Source organism: Paenibacillus sp. AK121, from assembly GCF_019042715.1.
Classification (GTDB): Bacteria; Bacillota; Bacilli; order Paenibacillales; family Paenibacillaceae; genus Paenibacillus; species Paenibacillus polymyxa_C.
In genome coordinates, this window is record NZ_JAHPJM010000002.1 from 249883 (window position 1) to 265347 (window position 15465).

Sequence of the window (15465 nt, forward strand, 5' to 3'; positions counted from 1 at the left end):
AAAGAAGAATTTATTGCACACTCAGGGTGGACAAATATGACATTTTACGTTAGCAACCGTATGCATAAATTAGACCATGCAAAAAAAGACACAGGTCTGAGTAAGACATGTGTCTTTTATCGCTATTCCCGTGAAAGGGGAGGCAAAACCCAGTGTGTATGCAAGCAACGCATGAGGCTATCTGCTTAATAGATAGGGCGATTTTTTTCGTCGGGAATACCACTTTTGCGATAAAAATACGTATTGATCCGATCCCGCCATTCCTTGGCGTGCTCAGTCTGATGCTCCAGCCGTGTCAGCACCTGTTCATAGATCAATTCATTTAGATGCTCCCGCAGACTAATCCATGTTGCTTGGAGATGGGCCGCACGTTCGGTACCTTCAAAATGAGTATCATAAATATGCTGTATGACCGTTTGGCCGGAGTGGAGCACGTGCGTATAAGGAACATGGTGAAAGAATAAGAGCAGCTCATCTGGACAGGTGTCTGTAGATTCGTAGATTTCGGCAACAGGAGGAAAATATTGTCCTGCATAGCCCGTTCCAGTTGCAGTCGTCCGATCTACCCCGATCCCCCAGCAATCGGCAAAATGGTAGGTGCCCCACATCGAATATTCATATCCATCAACATCCGGCCCATAGTGGTGATTGGGACTGACCATCCAGCCGACCCCCAGAGGGGCGGTATAGGACTCATAGATATTCCAAGAATCGAGCAGCATTTGCTTAATAGTAGGAATCAACTCAGGATCGCCGTAGTCCTTGCCTTGATTGCTAAATGTTAGCCGAACCCATTCATCTGCGATTTCATCTGCGGATAGATCCGGGTTCCATGCCAACCGGCCGTAGCCGTAAAGATTGGACTGGGCGAGCAAATGTCCGGTCCAATTGGTGTCTGCACCAATATTGGAAACAGCGGCTATTCCAAAGTTGGTGGGCTTGGGAACATGATTCGTTGGCCCCTCCTGGAAACTGCCGCTGCCTGCATGGACAGTAGCCTTCCTACGACGAGAATCAGATTCGCTGTTGCTATGCAAAACACCACTTACGATGCGCTTGATGGTGGAGCCTTTCCCCTGTGCGTAGGTGTCAAAATCAAGCACTTCCTTCCATTGCGGGACCAGGTAACATAGATGCTTTTGTTGTCCGGTATACTCCTGTGCAATTTGGAATTCCAGCAGTACCTGAGTGGCTTCCAGCGCGCCGAACAGAGGGGAGACAGGCTCTCGCACCTGAAAATCCATAGGGCCATTTTTAATCTGTAAAATGACATTATCCCGGAACAGTCCATCCAGCGGTTTAAAATGGTCAAAGGCCGCGCGAGCCCGATCCGTCTTGCGGTCACGCCAGTCCTGTTTGCAGTCGTAGACAAAGCAACGCCAAATCACACGTCCGCCATAGGGCCGTAGTGCATCCGCCAGCATATTGGCTCCATCGGCGTGGTGGCGTCCATAGCTGAAGGGTCCGGGCCGATTTTCAGAATCGGCCTTGACCACAAAACCACCCAGATCGGGAACGGCTGCGTAAACCTCCTGTGCTTTGGTCTTCCACCATTCAGCGACATCGGGGTCTAGAGGATCGGCTGTAGTTAATCCACCGAGCTGAATCGGGCTGGCATAGTTAATGCTCAAGTAGATTTGGATACCATAGGCGCGAAAGATGGCAGCTACTTTGGCTACATCCGGTAAAAAACGATCTGTTATCAGCTCGGTTTCTACCTGATGGACATTCACATTGTTAATGGATATCGCCTGAATGCCTACAGAAGCAAGTAGACGGGCATAGTCTCGAAGGCGCTCCATATTTGTAGTAAAGGCATTGTTGTTGTAGAAAATAGATGCGCCGGCATATCCACGTTCAACACTACCATCCATGTTATCCCAGTGATTGATCATGCGTATCGGATTAGCTGGATTGGACAATAGGTCTAAACTGGGAGCATGCAATGATTCCTTGGCAGTGGGCTTCAGCTTGCCGTCTAGTCCTCCTTGCAGGTAGCGCAGCAAGTGAAAGACTCCATATAATACCCCTTTGGAGGTCTGACCCGCAATTATAACGCACTGTCCTTTGATATCATCGTGATCTTGACCAGTTGAATCAGCCAGTTTCTTAGCCTCTACCCCGCGAATTCGATAGCCTTCTGCGCTCACTTCTGCCTGTTCCTCTGCACTAAATCGTTCTGCAATACATGAATGGTCTTGGAACGTACCCAGCGCAACGAATGGTACATGGACAGGAATGGTACTCATCTTTGGCTGCTGTCCAAACATAGAGGCCAATCCTTGCTGAAGCTCACTCGCAGCTGTCTGAAGCACTTCATCATCTGTGTCATGAACCACGATGACCCTGCACCAAGCAGGCATTTTTTCTATAAGACGAGCGCGGTGGTAGTGTAGCCAAGCGTCATAGCCGCTCCCTTTGGGCATATCCATACGCTTGCTCATATTATTTGAACCTCCTTTGGGCGAGTGAGGGTTCGTTCGTCTTAGACATGCTGCTTCTCATCTTGGCTCATATGCTGAGGGAGGGTCAGCCGATTCCCTTTGCCTTCATACAGCCACAAAATAGCGGTAACCCCGCGTGGGTAATATTTACTGCCGTGGGCAATGCCGGAGAGCATTTGGTCGCTCCAGCACCAATAGGATTCTTCAGGATGGAGGAGCCATGAAACATGGGCTGCGTCAGCCGCCTGCCCAGTTTCCTGCCAAGGCAGTTCCAGCAGCTCACGGGCAATAAACTGAGACAGATAGATTTTGCTCAACCAGGAGTTGTTACTGGTCGAGGATAGCTTCCAGCCTCCATCTTCAAATAGACAAACTCCTGGTACCAGTACGGTTTGCAAATGGCGTCGAAGTGCTTGGATATATTCACCGAACCGCCCATCAGGCTCAAGCGCATCCTCGCATCCTGTAAAATAGGGGAAGATCAGCCCTTCAATGGCAGGAATAATCTGTGAGTCGTTGCCTTCCTTAATGACTGCAGGGATATAGCCCTTGTCTGTCATGTGAGCGGTGATCGATGCTGCGCATTTGTCTGCCTGTGAGCCAGCTTCCTGTGAAAGGGAGTTAAGCCCCTTTGAGGCAAATATCTTTTCCAGCGCAACATATACCGCCCAGCATTTGCTGCCTAAATAAATGTTATTGCGGGACTGACCCAAGGATACATCTAGACTATCGTAAGTCGTAATTTCTGCGCCCCCCTGGGTTCTTGAGCTATCCAGGCCCATTAAGCCGTTTCGTTGTGCCGGATCTGGATGATCCCGCCGCAGCATGCTTTCGAAGCAGTCGCACAAGACAGGCAGCATACGTGTCGTAAATAACTGATCCTGTGTCTGCTCGATATATACCGTGGCGCAGCAAAGCCAGTTCACCAGTTCTTCGTGGCTCATGTAAGAGAAGCAGTCGTCAATCCCTGCCAGTTCATAACAGGAGTACCCCTGCCGGGAGAACACATTGGCCACGCCCATATCATGCGTAAACGTGATCCCCCCCGGATAGGATTGTTCCTCTCCCGGGAAGCGAACCTCATCCCGATAGCTATACCTTTGGACAAACCATTCTAGTTCGTTGCGTACCGTCCATGGATTCAAAATCAATTCATAATAAAGCTGATCCGCCGTCAGATCGAGTGTATTCATCATCCGGTACTCGCCTTCGTTCACAATCCAGATCGGTTCGCCATCCTCTTGCTGACTGAGCAATTGGGTGCTGCCGTAATAGCTGTGAATCGCCTGAGCGAGCATAAATTCCTGATCCGGACTCAAGTTCGCCGATTCGATCCAGTCATTCCCCTGAATACAAGCTGCAGTCAGGTCGGTAAAATGCTTCAACGCATAGCTTCCCACGTCTTCAATATCCTTGAACAGCCGGGTATAGTAATACGATGCTTCGATGCCTGTTGTCACAATGCCGCCGCGATAAAAGCATATGGCGAAGGAATACGTGCGCTTCTCTCCTGCGGGAACGTCCATCAGGAGCGCACCCGTTGTGCCCAGGCCAAAGGATAAGTTATCGGCCATGGTCTCCCCGAGCAGCTTCTCCATTGCAAATCCGCTGGCAGGTATGGCTTCACTGCTGTTGGTCACAATAGCTGTACTTCGTCCTTGACCGATGCCTGTGAGTCTTCCCTCCAATTGAGGAGAATCCATAATGTCCCTGCGTGGATCTTCCCCTATAATACGTATGCCGCTATACGGATCACTGCCCTGATAGCCGAAAAAGGCTCTCCGTGCAGCAGCACCCTCTGTATTATCGATCGTCAGCTCGGCAAATACAGCCGGAACTAACGCTGCCCGCAGCTCATCTATGCCGGCAATTCCCGGCTCGGGCACCGGGCGAACGGGAGAGTACAGCCGGAACGTCAAATCGCCTGCCTGCCATGTATCTGTTCCTGCTTTTAACTCACGGGTGATGTCCTGATCGGCAAAGGCAACGAGCAGAGGCTCCGTTTTTTTATCCTTTTTCTCCACATCGTAGCGGGTACTTTCGTCCTGTGTGGATGCGAAAAAGGGAAGCGCCTCATAGGATCCGCCATCCCTGGATTGCAGTCCGATGTATACATTTTCATCGGCAGGCTTGCCCAGCTCCAGGCCGAGTCCGCCGCGATTACCCTTAAACCCAAGTGTAAAGCTTGAAAATGAACCGATAGGTGCATGCTGCGTGTTATAAAATATATTTTTCGACATATATTGAAACCCCTTTCATGATAAAATGTAACGTTGACTAACTTCAATTAGAGCCTAGCATGACATGTGCCGAGGAACCATTGTCAAATCGCTCCACTATTTATCCAAATCGCGCTGAAAACGATATACTGGAGGATATCGATGTAAATGAGCCAGGAGGGAGAATATGTCGTCACCACGTTTACCGAAGAGTCCCCATGATCCAGACCTTACGGTCGCCGGAGAGGAATTCTTTTTTCCCGATGTGCGAACTACGGTCAATCTATTTGCCATTCATACACGAAGTGTCGGAAGAGACTGGAGTTATCCACCACATGAACATCCGCAATATGAAATTAACATCGTGCTTGCGGGAGAACAGATCATGGTTGTGGATGGTCGCAGCTATATTCAGCGACAGGGTGATCTGATGCTTTTGCGCCCGGGAATTGTGCACTCCAGCTGTAGTAACGGGAAGGGATTTACGTATTTTTGCATGCATTTCGACATTGATGATAAATTGTTTCTATCGCTACTGAGCCGTTTGGAGCAAGTGCTTTTTCCTGCGGATGGCACGGTGGCAAGGCAGATGGAGCCAGCGCTGGGCAAGCTGCTTGATCTTTCTGCCCTGGATGACATGGGGATAAATGGTGACTCGGTGGCAAAACGTATGCGGATTCAATCTGCTGTATTTGAACTGTTCGCAACGTTGTGGGAGGCTGTATCCAGTGAAGCTGCTCATCTGCCGGGACGTGGATATGTGCAGGCAGAGCTTGCTCATCAAATTGCCAGTCGTCTTCAGGGCAGAGTCAATCTGCCTTATAGACAGGCCGGCTCGTTGGAAAAACAGGATGGGATCGAGGGGATTTCATCCGAGCTGGGTATTAGCGTGTCCCATTGTAATCGCGTATTCCGTAGTGTTTTTGGCGTATCTCCGCGTGTGTATCTATCCAAGCTTGTCTTGCATGAGGCCAAGCTGCTGCTGGCTGATCCGCAATGGTCGGTGCAGCAAATAGCCGATCTGCTAGGCTATGGGGATATTGCACATTTTAGTAGGCAATTTAAGCGCTGGTCTGGCCAGTCGCCGACATCCTACCGCAAGAGCATAGCCCCTGAAAGCTCATCCGAATAAAAATATATATGATTATAAAATAGTTGTGATATGGCGAGTGGGGTATAATGAGGAAATCGCAATACTGTGTTGTACCTGATGACTAACAAGTTCACCACCGAAAGCATGCTGTTCCCAGATGGCGGTTATACGCTGATCTAATTGCTGGAAGCTGACGTGTGCATATCCACCAGTCCAATACACACTTACAATGTGTTGGACTGGTTTTCTTTTTACAGGAGATGTATCGGGATGCAAAAAAATCATCGTATTTATCGGAATAATACTCCAGCAAAGGTCGCATTTCGTTTTACAATTTGTGTTGAAAAAACTTTAGGAGGAAACAGCATGTTGGGAATCGATACTAAAAAAGGAGAGTAATAATTTAGTTATTACTTGGCAGTTATCTAGGATAGAAGTATCTCTTGAGGATATTGAAGATGTTTCGTTCGATAATACTTATGCTGGACAAGAGAAAGATGCAATAAGAATAGGTACTCCTTATGCAACAACGGACAGAATTGTAATTAAAACCAATTCAAAGACATATATTTTGTTTACTACAAATGGTCAAAATATTCTTAAAAAAATACAGTCCTATCTTTAATTAGATCCATAAAGATACAGCATGATGTACACGGAGAATGATATTGCATTACTTCATGGACATATATGATCTGTATTGTACCCCATTGCTCAAAATAAGGAATGAGGTATGTACCGTGTTTGTACAGCTTATTTATTTTTAGCGAGTTTCAATTTTCTAATCAAACGATCGATAACATATCCTATGAGATACCAGAAACCTATTGTAGTGAAGTAAACAAGCGCTATGGGGATATGGGTTTTTCGCACAAATTGAAAAGATTCATACACCCAAACCAACGGGCTAATCATAGCCAAAAGTATATTATAGTCGTCATACCCCGTAAGATTTACAGCAATAACTATACATGAGACTAGGACCAACCAAAAGCGAAAGGACTTCATTGCCTATACCTCCATTCCATTTTCAAAAGAGAAGCCGCGAGACGATTAATAGCATTCTGATCGCAGCGGCTTCTTGGGATTCTTCTGCTCTACACTTTTTTCACAGGGCGCAACACCGCGTAGCCGTATCCCTCAGGGAAATGGCGTTGATAATCCTGCTTCGTTTCCTCATCCCATTCATACCCCAGGCTGCTAGGATCAAAGTTCCAAGCTTTCTCCTCCACCGTTCTCATAACGTCTCCGTTGTTTTTTAAATAATTGAAGGGTGGGTGGAAAAAAACCAGGTAATCTGATTCGGGGATGTCCCGGCACTTCATTCCTGCGGGAATCTCTCCGGCGTAGTCAACAGCAACCGGTATTCCATAGAGGTAGCCCTTCTGACCATTCTGATAGAACCAGCCTGCCGTTTGGCCCAATTGTCCGGGAAGCTTGAGGTGAGACATGCTTTCCAGGGTTCCGCAAATTTCATCACAATTATGACCATTTCTCCAGAAATCGCCGTAATTTCGAGAAGAAATATCCCAGAGACCAATAAATTTGTGTGCTGGTATATGCTCAATTTTGACTTCGGCTTCTTGCAAATGCTCTTTAACCATCTTATCCCGCTCCTTCAAATGGTAATGGTAAGGAGAGAACACCTCAGCGTGAATGGCTAATGGAATAGGCCGGGGGTTCTTCCGGTATACAGCCGGGGATACCTCGAACGCTTTTACAAATGCTCGTGTAAAAGCTTCCTGTGAAGAAAACCCATACTTTACGGCCACATCGAGGATGCGGACATCGCTATCCCGGAGTTCAAGAGCTGCCCGGCTAATCCTGCGCATCCACACATAATCCCTTAATGTCATTCCTGTCAGAGAATGAAATTGCTTTGTACAGTAATAAGGGGAATAGCCCAACTGGTCGGACATTCTCAACAACGATGGCGCTGAGGTCAGATTATTATCAATCCAATCAATCATAAGCTGGACCATTTCGTTCCATTCGTACACGAGGGTTCCCTCCTTTCGACTCCATCTTAACAGCCGGAATGCAGGAATATTTGATTTGAGTTGCATCCTATTAGTCTGTTACATGGTGCTCAATTCAAGGGCTGCGTTATTTGTTTTGTTCGCAATAAGTAAGATGACATGAGAAAAGAAACAAACTAATCCATTCTTTCATTTGTAATAAAATATGTATGATGGTTATTCACCCTGTATATGTATATTGTATGACGTATGTTCGGATGATGAAAGTAGCCTTTTGATGAAAGTAACTTTCACACAAAAAGCCTACCTACCGGAACACCGGCAGATAGGCTTCTATAACTTAAACATTCACTTACTTCGTATTCTATGCAGTCGGTGCCTTTACATTGCAAAAGCATCGACAACGTATCCTGATCTATCGTTAGTTATTTTTACGCTGACGGGCGCGGGCCTCGCCGCCTTTGCGGCCTGCTTCTTCTCTGCTCATTTTCCCGTCGCTATCACTTTGGTCTGAATTGCCACGGGCTTCACCGCCCTTGCGACCGATTTCCTGATAGAACTCCTTGCCATGGTTTTTGGAAGTGGCTTCGCCGCCTTTTTCACCAATCTCCTGATAGAAGTCCTTGCCATGACTTTTGGAGGTGGCCTCGCCACCTTTTTCGCCGATCTCTTGGTAAAATTCTTTGTCGTGATTTTTAGCAGTAGCTTCTCCACCTAAACGTCCTGCCTCTTCGCGACTCATTTTGCCATTTTGGTTGTTGTTAGCCATGTTCAATCACTCCTCATCGAATTTTAGTAAAGCGTCTACGTGTATCTATTAACCCTCGTGTCAGGAATTAAACATGTCTATTTAATTTTGATAAATGGAAAATGGTTGGTAAATAACTGGGTATACCCGTCTCTATCAGACTTCCCAGGACTCTGTACGCAGTTGTTGCTGGCGGGTAAATAATGTCGGGTAAATGAACAGGCTGAGCAGCACGCTGGTCAAAATGGCAGAGGTCATGGTAGTGAATACGATGAGCAATTGCAAACGCACGGCGACAATTGGATTGGCGCCTGCAATGATTTGTCCGGTCATCATGCCGGGAAGCTGGACAAGCCCGAGTGTTTTCTGCCCCTCAATGGTTGGAATCATACTGGAACGTATACAATTCTTCAGTATAGGGAAGATGGCTTGTCTCGGTGTTCCTCCCAACGCAAGAATAAGCATGATTTCAGGCTTGCGCAGCAGGACTTCCGACTTGAGCCGCGATACCAGCAGACTGGACAAAATCATGGAGCTGCCAATGATCATGCCGCTAATCGGAATCATGTACCGGGCTGTCGCCGGAATGATATGCAGGCCAATTAGAAATGCCTGTGTAACGATTTCCACACACAGCAACGTCAGAAATGACTTCCACATAAGCTGGGGAATAAAACGTCCTTTGCGCGCAACATTTTGAGAAGCTACAGTGATCATGAGCAGAATGAATAACACAATAAATCCGTAGCTTTGCATCCCAAAAATCAAATGCAATACATATCCAATCACCAGTAGCTGAACGGATGCTCTGATCGTGGCAATAATAATATCTCGGTCCAGACCGAGTTTGAAGGACTTGGACATGACGATGGCGATAAATACAAAACCAAGAGAGAGAATCAAGGCAACAATCGTCATACCCATTCTCCTGCTACAAACTTGCGGGTTTCACTATGTTGTGGAGCGTTAAAAAATGTTTCCGTATCCGCTTGTTCTACCAGTCTTCCGTCGATCATCAGCCATGTTTCGTGGCCTACCCTGCGGGCTTGTTCCATATGGTGCGTAATCCAGATCATCGTTGTTCCCTCTTCTTTGTTCATTTGAAGCAGCAGTTCCTCGACCTCTTTGACTGAGGCGGGGTCCAGTGCAGAAGTAATCTCATCCAGTAGTAAAATATCCGGACGGTTCGCGAGCGTCCGCGCCAGGGCCAAGCGCTGTCTTTGTCCGCCGGACAGCTCCTGCGCCTTTTGCTCCAGCAGGTCACGGGTAAGTCCTACGCGCTCTAACAGGCCAACCGGATCTTCCAGTACCTTGCCATGCAGCCGCTCTACAGTCTGGAGATTGTAGAGGACCGTCCCCTGTAGCATGGGGGCATCTTGAAAAACCAATGCTACCTTCCGTCTTAGTTCAGGGATTTCCCACTCGGTTATAGGCTTGCCGAGGACGTTGATTTCTCCTTCATCCGATGCTAGCAAAAGATTGCATAGTGAAAGCAGTGTGCTTTTACCAGATCCTGACGGACCGACCAGTGTCGTGATTTTTCCGCGCGGGACCTTTGCCGTAACTCCGTTCAGGACAGCACGTTGTTGTCCCGACCCGGTGAAATATTTAGTGACACGATTAAACTCAATAGCTGGAAGTGGATTGGGTTCCATAGATATAGCTAGCTCCTTTGCAGGGAATCGGAAAAGATATCGAATCTGCTCTATAATCTCTTTGTATTATAGCAGTAATATCCTAACGGCTCTTCTTCTAAAAAAGAGTTAGTGTATGGAGCTGTTGCAAACGGTACTTTCTTTGTATAAACTAACGGGATTAGTTAAGATGAAATAAGAATTTAGTCTGTATATGTATACGAAATTAACCTTACATAGGAATTTAACGAAAGGGGACCGGATGATGTCACCTAGAAATGGAGTAAAGCTACAAGATATCCTGGAGGCTGCCGAGGATGTTGCCAATGAACGAGGGATGGGAGAGGTCACGCTCACTACATTGGCGCAAAAGCTACATATTCGCCCTCCATCTTTGTACAACCATGTGGACGGATTGAACGGATTGCGTCAAGCGCTGGCATTACATAGCCTCGAAAAGCTAGAGGAAGCATTGATGAGCGCAGCCGTAGGCAGAGCAGGCGAAGAGGCGCTGATTGCTATGGGGAGAGCGTATATGCAGTATGCGCGCGAGCGGCCTGGTTTGTATGAAGCGATGCTGTATGCAACCGACCGAAATGATACCGAGCTGAGACACGCAGCGGATCGAGTAGCGGAACTTATCATTACCGTGCTATCCAGTGGCTACGGCTTCAACGAAGCAGATTGCATTCATGCAGCGAGGGGATTCCGCAGTCTTCTTCATGGTTTTGCCTCACTTGAACAAAAGGGTGGCTTTGGTTTACCTGTGGATGTGGATCAGAGTATTGAAGTGATGATGGACACCTTTTGCGCAGGTCTTCGCGTGTTACAGCAAAAGCGAGAGGGAGAGCATTCAGATAAAAACTGAGTTCAATCTGATATAGCCCATATGATTGCGTCCTGGACTCAAAGGGTAAAATATATTCAGTATACTGTAAGCGAGAGACCGTGAATACAGGAGGGGATATGAGTGAACGTACTGGTGATTGGTGCCAATGGAAAAGTAGGCAGACATCTCGTTCGCCTACTAGGGCAACATGAGTCGCATCGCGTAAAGGCACTGATCCGCAAACCGGATCAGGCCGAAGCGCTTGAACGTTTGGGAGCAGAAACGGTAGTAGCTGACCTTGAAGGGACGGTAGGTGAAATTGCCGCAGCTATACAAGGCAGCGACGCTGTCGTGTTTACGGCAGGCTCCGGTGGCAACACAGGAGCGGATAAAACGCTGCTCATCGACCTTGATGGAGCAGTCAAGGCGATGGAAGCCGCTGAACAAGCGGGTATCCGGCGCTTCATTATGGTCAGCGCTCTATATGCGGAGAACCGGGAGCAATGGCCTGAATCGATTAAGCCATATTACGTGGCAAAGCATTATGCAGATCGCTTGCTGGAAGCGAGCAATCTGGATTACACGATTCTTCGTCCGGGCGGGTTGACAGATGATGCGGGTACTGGCAAGGTTGCTACCGGTGAAGATCTCACCAGCCATACTATCTCACGTGAAGATGTAGCGGCAACGGTGGTAGCAGCACTAGAGGAAAAGCAGACGTATCATCGAGCGATTGATTTGGTGTCCGGCAGTACGCCTATTGCTGAGGCCATCCGGTAGAGCTGATGAATTGAAAGACATATGCATAAATATGGATAAAGGCAGACCCAGAGGCAGGATTCCGGGTCTGCTTTTTGCTTTTTGTATAACGTTCCGACAGGTATTTACGAAAAAATTTGCTTAAAACTAATTATATTATTTATAATACTAACATAATTAGTTTATGATCAAGACAAGGAGATGAGATAAAATGCGTATCGTTCAGGTGCAGCATGTGTATCAATTAACGTTTATGCCCCGGCTGTTCCCAGTGAACTGTTATTTGGTGGAGGAGAAAGAGGGGCTTACCCTGATCGATGCCGGATTGCCATACAGTGCTCAGCGTATTGAACAGGCTGCGGCGCGGATTGGGCAGCCGATTATACGAATTGTACTTACCCATGCGCATGGAGATCATGTGGGTGCGTTGGATAAGCTGAAGGCAAAGTATCCTGAGGCGCAAGTATTCATTTCAAGGCGGGATGCTCGGCTACTGAAGGGTGATGTATCGTTGGAGGCAGGCGAACCAGACACTCCTATTCGGGGCAGCGTGCCGAAGAATATCCTTACCCAGCCTGACGTTTTACTGGAGGATGGAGATAACGTGGGTTCGCTGCTGGCGATCAGCGCATCGGGACATACGCCGGGCTCGATGGGATTTTTGGATACCCGTACCCATGCATTGATTGCAGGCGATGCCTTCCAGACTCGGGGTGGTGTTGCGGTAGCGGGAAGGCTCAAGCCACTGTTTCCTTTTCCAGCACTAGCTACATGGAACAAGGAAATTTCGCTGCAAAGCGCCAAAAAACTGGCATCTTACAATCCGTCTCTATTAGCAGCCGGTCATGGCAATATGCTGAAGCATCCACAATCTCAGCTAGAAAGGGCGATTATGGAGATGGAGCAGCAATGTTCAGTGCGATGATTCTGTATTCAGCCAACATTCAGCCAGAACTCACAAAGTCCTAAGCTAAGGCAGATACAATATGAGGAAAATAGAAACAGAGAGAGGTGCATCGGATTTGAACGTTTGGAAAGCGAACGGTCTGAAATATATACTTCTATTTAGTCTCATATTGTGTGCTGCCGTTAGTATCGTTTCGTTATGGAGTTATTCAGGTAGTTCCGCGTCTCAGTCTGCGGCTGTTAGGCAGGGGCCATCCGGCGGGTTCGGAGGGGGAGCAGGCGGAGGCATGGGAGGGCCGGGGCAACGTCCCTCTGACGGTCAGACCGCAGGGAACCTGGGAACAGGAAGTGTAGGACAAGATCAGCAGAATTCTCTCCCAACATCTACGGATGCGGCGAGCAGCTCTGACAGCAAGAATCAGGGGACGACGGGCCAGACGACCAACTCCTCTAGTGAGAATTCGTCGACATCGGGTGACAAAGGTACAACGGCCGGGAATGATACGTCTGCATCGGGCGGCAGTGGTGTTGCTAGAGACGGACAGCACAGAGGCCCCGGTGGCATGTCTGGTAACGGATCTGGAATGGGCATGGGCGGTCCTGGCGGTGGTATGGGTGGGGGAAGAAATGGAAATTCTTCATCTGCTTATGCTACTCCGATGGCGTTTTTCGCTGCTTTGTTCTTCGGTGCGTTCGTGTTTATTGCGTATCGTTTTCGGGCTCAAGAATGGAAGCTCGGGGAACGTAACCGGGGACTGATGCTGTGGACTGTGCTGGGTGTGGGATTCTTTTTAAGAATGGCGATCGCCCCATGGATCTCGGGCCACATGGATTTAATGCTATTCCGAAACTGGGCTACGACAGCAGCGGATAGCTTGTCAGGCTTTTACACGAATGGTTCCAGTGATTATCCACCGTTCTATATTTATATTTTATATGTAATCGGTAAAATCGGCTCTACGGATGCTTTCAGTCCTTATATGTCCGTATTGCTGCGGCTTCCGAATATTTTAGCTGATATCGTGACAGCGTACATGCTGTACCGGTTGGCAAGCAAACGGGTCGGCTATGGAGTGAGCCTCGGATTGGCTATATTCTATGTGTTTAACCCAGCTGTATTTATTAATTCAACCTTCTGGGGGCAGGTAGATTCATTTTTTACCATGCTGATTGTGGGCATGATTGTGCTGCTGGTGGAAAACCGGATCGGCTGGTCCGCTGTACTGTTTACGATAGCGGTATTGATGAAGCCACAGGGGATTATTTATGGGCCGGTTCTGTTCTTCGAGCTGCTGAGACAGCGCAAAATACAGCCTTGGCTGTTGTCCGTTGGTGGTGCCGTTGTGACAACCATTCTGGTCATATTGCCATTTTCATGGGGGCAGGAGCCGTTATGGCTGCTTGATTTATACAAGGGGACAGTTGGCGAATATCCATATGCTTCGGTGAACGCGTATAACTTCTTCGCACTAATTGGTGGCAATTATACGCAGGACACTACAACGCTGTTCCTGTTCAGTTACCATACATGGGGGATGATCTGCATTGTGCTAGTGACTCTGTTTACATGGTGGATGTATATCCGTAGTCGGAAACCACAATTTGCAGCAGCAGCTGCACTGGTACTCATTGCAGGTGTATTTACCTTCGCTTCCAGCATGCATGAACGGTATCTGTTCCCTGCGGCGGCGTTAGCTGTACTGGCGTACCTGTATTTGAAAGATCGCAGATTTTTGTGGCTTGCGGGTGGATTCAGTCTTACGATTTTCCTGAACACCTTTGATATTTTCTATAGCTCCAATTCTCAGGATCATTACGGTATTATTTTGTGTGTGACATCATTGCTCAATGTTTTGTTGTTTGGGTATTTGGTCAAAGTAGTGTGGGATTGCTCCAGGCCGGCTACAATTCAGGCTGCGCTTCCCAAGGCCACCAATATAGCTCCTTTATCCGCAGAATGAGTGATGGGCGGTCACCACACAGGTGATCGCCCATCTTCCAGCGATGAAGGCACGTTCTCAATACGGCGCGCCAATACCTTTTCATTTCACTGCGGCAAGGAAATGTTTCTCTCCACCATAAGAGGGATCAATTTGCGGAATGCTATCGTGCTTGCAGCCTGTTCATCCCTTTGATAGGCTTCATAATCTTTCCTGAAGGTGTTCTGCATTTCCTCCGATAAATGACGGATATATCGGTGCGCACATTCGGTTACCTGTACCGGCGATCCGAAATCAACCACCAGATCCAAAACGTCCAGCACATAGAATTCCATGGGATTCGACTGTGGCAAAAACCATCCGGTCAAGATGGCTTGTTCAAGCACCTCGTCGAGATTAGCACCATACTTGTCCACCAAAGGAACGACCTTGTCTCGAATCAATGTGATAATTTCCGCCAATTCCTTCTCCCGAGACGTTTCCTTGGCCAGATTCCATACCTTGCCTTTGTTCCGGAAGCTGCTCAAGCTGATAGCCCAATATACTTTTCCGCTTTGCGTATTCATGATTTGGCAATTTACATTAAACTCCAAATAGCTGCCGGCCACATTGAAAGCATTACTCGAAAAACGCACCTCGGCCGTAAAGGGGTCCACGTGCTTGACCATGCTTCGCCTGGATTTATAGTATTTGAATCCGCAAGGCTCACAGGCTGCAGCAATCCTAGAGCAACATTCTCGAAAAATATCCTTGCTGGTTTGATGATCCGCCATATCTATTCCTCCCCATTTTGCTTATTTTATAAAGAGTATGAAGACACAGAAATCTTGGCTTGATTTCAGGCTTATAAACTTTGTATTACTACGCAAAAACAGGCCTACGGTTTCTATTGTTATTTTACAGAATAGCTAATG

14 protein-coding genes are annotated in these 15465 nt (G+C 47.7%); 7 read left to right on the forward strand and 7 right to left on the reverse strand.

Going from position 1 to position 15465, the window contains the following annotated elements:
- Positions 1 to 185: 185 nt before the first annotated feature.
- Positions 186 to 2444, reverse strand: coding sequence for an alpha-glucuronidase family glycosyl hydrolase (locus tag KSP24_RS04400; protein ID WP_216974564.1), 2259 nt, complete (start codon positions 2442 to 2444; stop codon positions 186 to 188).
- Between the two features lie 41 nt (positions 2445 to 2485).
- On the reverse strand, positions 2486 to 4684 hold the full coding sequence (locus KSP24_RS04405; protein ID WP_216974565.1) for a glycoside hydrolase family 52 protein: 2199 nt from the start codon (positions 4682 to 4684) through the stop codon (positions 2486 to 2488).
- A 166-nt stretch (positions 4685 to 4850) separates the two neighbouring features.
- Here KSP24_RS04405 and KSP24_RS04410 point away from each other — a divergent pair, with 166 nt between their 5' ends.
- The 3 genes from KSP24_RS04410 to KSP24_RS25135 all read left to right on the forward strand — a co-directional run bounded on the left by KSP24_RS04410 (position 4851) and on the right by KSP24_RS25135 (position 6381).
- Complete coding sequence (locus tag KSP24_RS04410; RefSeq protein ID WP_216974566.1) at positions 4851 to 5795, forward strand: helix-turn-helix domain-containing protein; 945 nt, start codon at positions 4851 to 4853, stop codon at positions 5793 to 5795.
- A 231-nt stretch (positions 5796 to 6026) separates the two neighbouring features.
- Entirely contained in the window at positions 6027 to 6155 is a 129-nt protein-coding gene (locus KSP24_RS25455; RefSeq protein WP_301336207.1) for a hypothetical protein, read from the forward strand.
- A gap of 31 nt (positions 6156 to 6186) precedes the next feature.
- On the forward strand, positions 6187 to 6381 hold the full coding sequence (locus tag KSP24_RS25135; protein ID WP_483311486.1) for a SunI/YnzG family protein: 195 nt from the start codon (positions 6187 to 6189) through the stop codon (positions 6379 to 6381).
- Between the two features lie 472 nt (positions 6382 to 6853).
- Here KSP24_RS25135 and KSP24_RS04415 read toward each other — a convergent pair whose 3' ends face one another.
- The 4 genes from KSP24_RS04415 to KSP24_RS04430 form a co-directional block, all read right to left on the reverse strand.
- Positions 6854 to 7756 carry a helix-turn-helix domain-containing protein gene (locus KSP24_RS04415; RefSeq protein ID WP_216974567.1) on the reverse strand — a complete coding sequence of 301 codons (903 nt, stop codon included), beginning with the start codon at positions 7754 to 7756 and terminating at the stop codon, positions 6854 to 6856.
- 400 nt (positions 7757 to 8156) lie between these two features.
- A complete protein-coding gene (locus KSP24_RS04420; protein WP_013373683.1) occupies positions 8157 to 8504 on the reverse strand; it encodes a KGG domain-containing protein in 348 nt (115 codons plus the stop codon).
- A 135-nt stretch (positions 8505 to 8639) separates the two neighbouring features.
- The gene (locus tag KSP24_RS04425; protein ID WP_216974568.1) at positions 8640 to 9401 is read right to left on the reverse strand and encodes an ABC transporter permease; all 762 of its coding nucleotides are present in this window, start codon (positions 9399 to 9401) and stop codon (positions 8640 to 8642) included.
- Positions 9398 to 10138, reverse strand: a complete 741-nt coding sequence (locus tag KSP24_RS04430) for an ABC transporter ATP-binding protein (protein WP_129550210.1) — start codon at positions 10136 to 10138, stop codon at positions 9398 to 9400. The genes KSP24_RS04425 and KSP24_RS04430 overlap by 4 nt, the downstream gene beginning before the upstream one ends.
- 244 nt (positions 10139 to 10382) lie before the next feature.
- On the opposite strand from KSP24_RS04430, the gene KSP24_RS04435 reads away from it, so the two are divergent.
- The 4 genes from KSP24_RS04435 (at position 10383) to KSP24_RS04450 (ending at position 14572) form a co-directional block, all read left to right on the forward strand.
- Positions 10383 to 10985, forward strand: a complete 603-nt coding sequence (locus KSP24_RS04435; protein ID WP_137079482.1) for a TetR/AcrR family transcriptional regulator — start codon at positions 10383 to 10385, stop codon at positions 10983 to 10985.
- Positions 10986 to 11087: 102 nt separating this feature from the next.
- Positions 11088 to 11726, forward strand: a complete 639-nt coding sequence (locus KSP24_RS04440) for an SDR family oxidoreductase (protein ID WP_013373679.1) — start codon at positions 11088 to 11090, stop codon at positions 11724 to 11726.
- Between the two features lie 190 nt (positions 11727 to 11916).
- On the forward strand, positions 11917 to 12630 hold the full coding sequence (locus KSP24_RS04445; RefSeq protein ID WP_058830334.1) for an MBL fold metallo-hydrolase: 714 nt from the start codon (positions 11917 to 11919) through the stop codon (positions 12628 to 12630).
- Positions 12631 to 12898: 268 nt separating this feature from the next.
- Entirely contained in the window at positions 12899 to 14572 is a 1674-nt protein-coding gene (locus KSP24_RS04450) for a glycosyltransferase 87 family protein (RefSeq protein WP_216974725.1), read from the forward strand.
- A gap of 86 nt (positions 14573 to 14658) precedes the next feature.
- On the opposite strand, the gene KSP24_RS04455 is transcribed toward KSP24_RS04450, so the two are convergent.
- The gene (locus KSP24_RS04455; RefSeq protein ID WP_058711034.1) at positions 14659 to 15324 is read right to left on the reverse strand and encodes a hypothetical protein; all 666 of its coding nucleotides are present in this window, start codon (positions 15322 to 15324) and stop codon (positions 14659 to 14661) included.
- Positions 15325 to 15465: the final 141 nt, after the last annotated feature.

What these genes read in the sequence shown, in the direction of transcription:
- KSP24_RS04445 (WP_058830334.1), top strand. Translation starts at nt 11,917, where the DNA reads ATGCGTATCGTTCAGGTGCAGCATGTGTATCAATTAACGTTTATGCCC.
- KSP24_RS04405 (WP_216974565.1), bottom strand. Translation starts at nt 4,684, where the DNA reads ATGTCGAAAAATATATTTTATAACACGCAGCATGCACCTATCGGTTCA.
- KSP24_RS04425 (WP_216974568.1), bottom strand. Translation starts at nt 9,401, where the DNA reads ATGACGATTGTTGCCTTGATTCTCTCTCTTGGTTTTGTATTTATCGCC.
- KSP24_RS04400 (WP_216974564.1), bottom strand. Translation starts at nt 2,444, where the DNA reads ATGAGCAAGCGTATGGATATGCCCAAAGGGAGCGGCTATGACGCTTGG.
- KSP24_RS04450 (WP_216974725.1), top strand. Translation starts at nt 12,899, where the DNA reads ATGGGAGGGCCGGGGCAACGTCCCTCTGACGGTCAGACCGCAGGGAAC.
- KSP24_RS04455 (WP_058711034.1), bottom strand. Translation starts at nt 15,324, where the DNA reads ATGGCGGATCATCAAACCAGCAAGGATATTTTTCGAGAATGTTGCTCT.
- KSP24_RS04435 (WP_137079482.1), top strand. Translation starts at nt 10,383, where the DNA reads ATGTCACCTAGAAATGGAGTAAAGCTACAAGATATCCTGGAGGCTGCC.
- KSP24_RS04410 (WP_216974566.1), top strand. Translation starts at nt 4,851, where the DNA reads ATGTCGTCACCACGTTTACCGAAGAGTCCCCATGATCCAGACCTTACG.
- KSP24_RS25455 (WP_301336207.1), top strand. Translation starts at nt 6,027, where the DNA reads ATGCAAAAAAATCATCGTATTTATCGGAATAATACTCCAGCAAAGGTC.
- KSP24_RS04430 (WP_129550210.1), bottom strand. Translation starts at nt 10,138, where the DNA reads ATGGAACCCAATCCACTTCCAGCTATTGAGTTTAATCGTGTCACTAAA.
- KSP24_RS04420 (WP_013373683.1), bottom strand. Translation starts at nt 8,504, where the DNA reads ATGGCTAACAACAACCAAAATGGCAAAATGAGTCGCGAAGAGGCAGGA.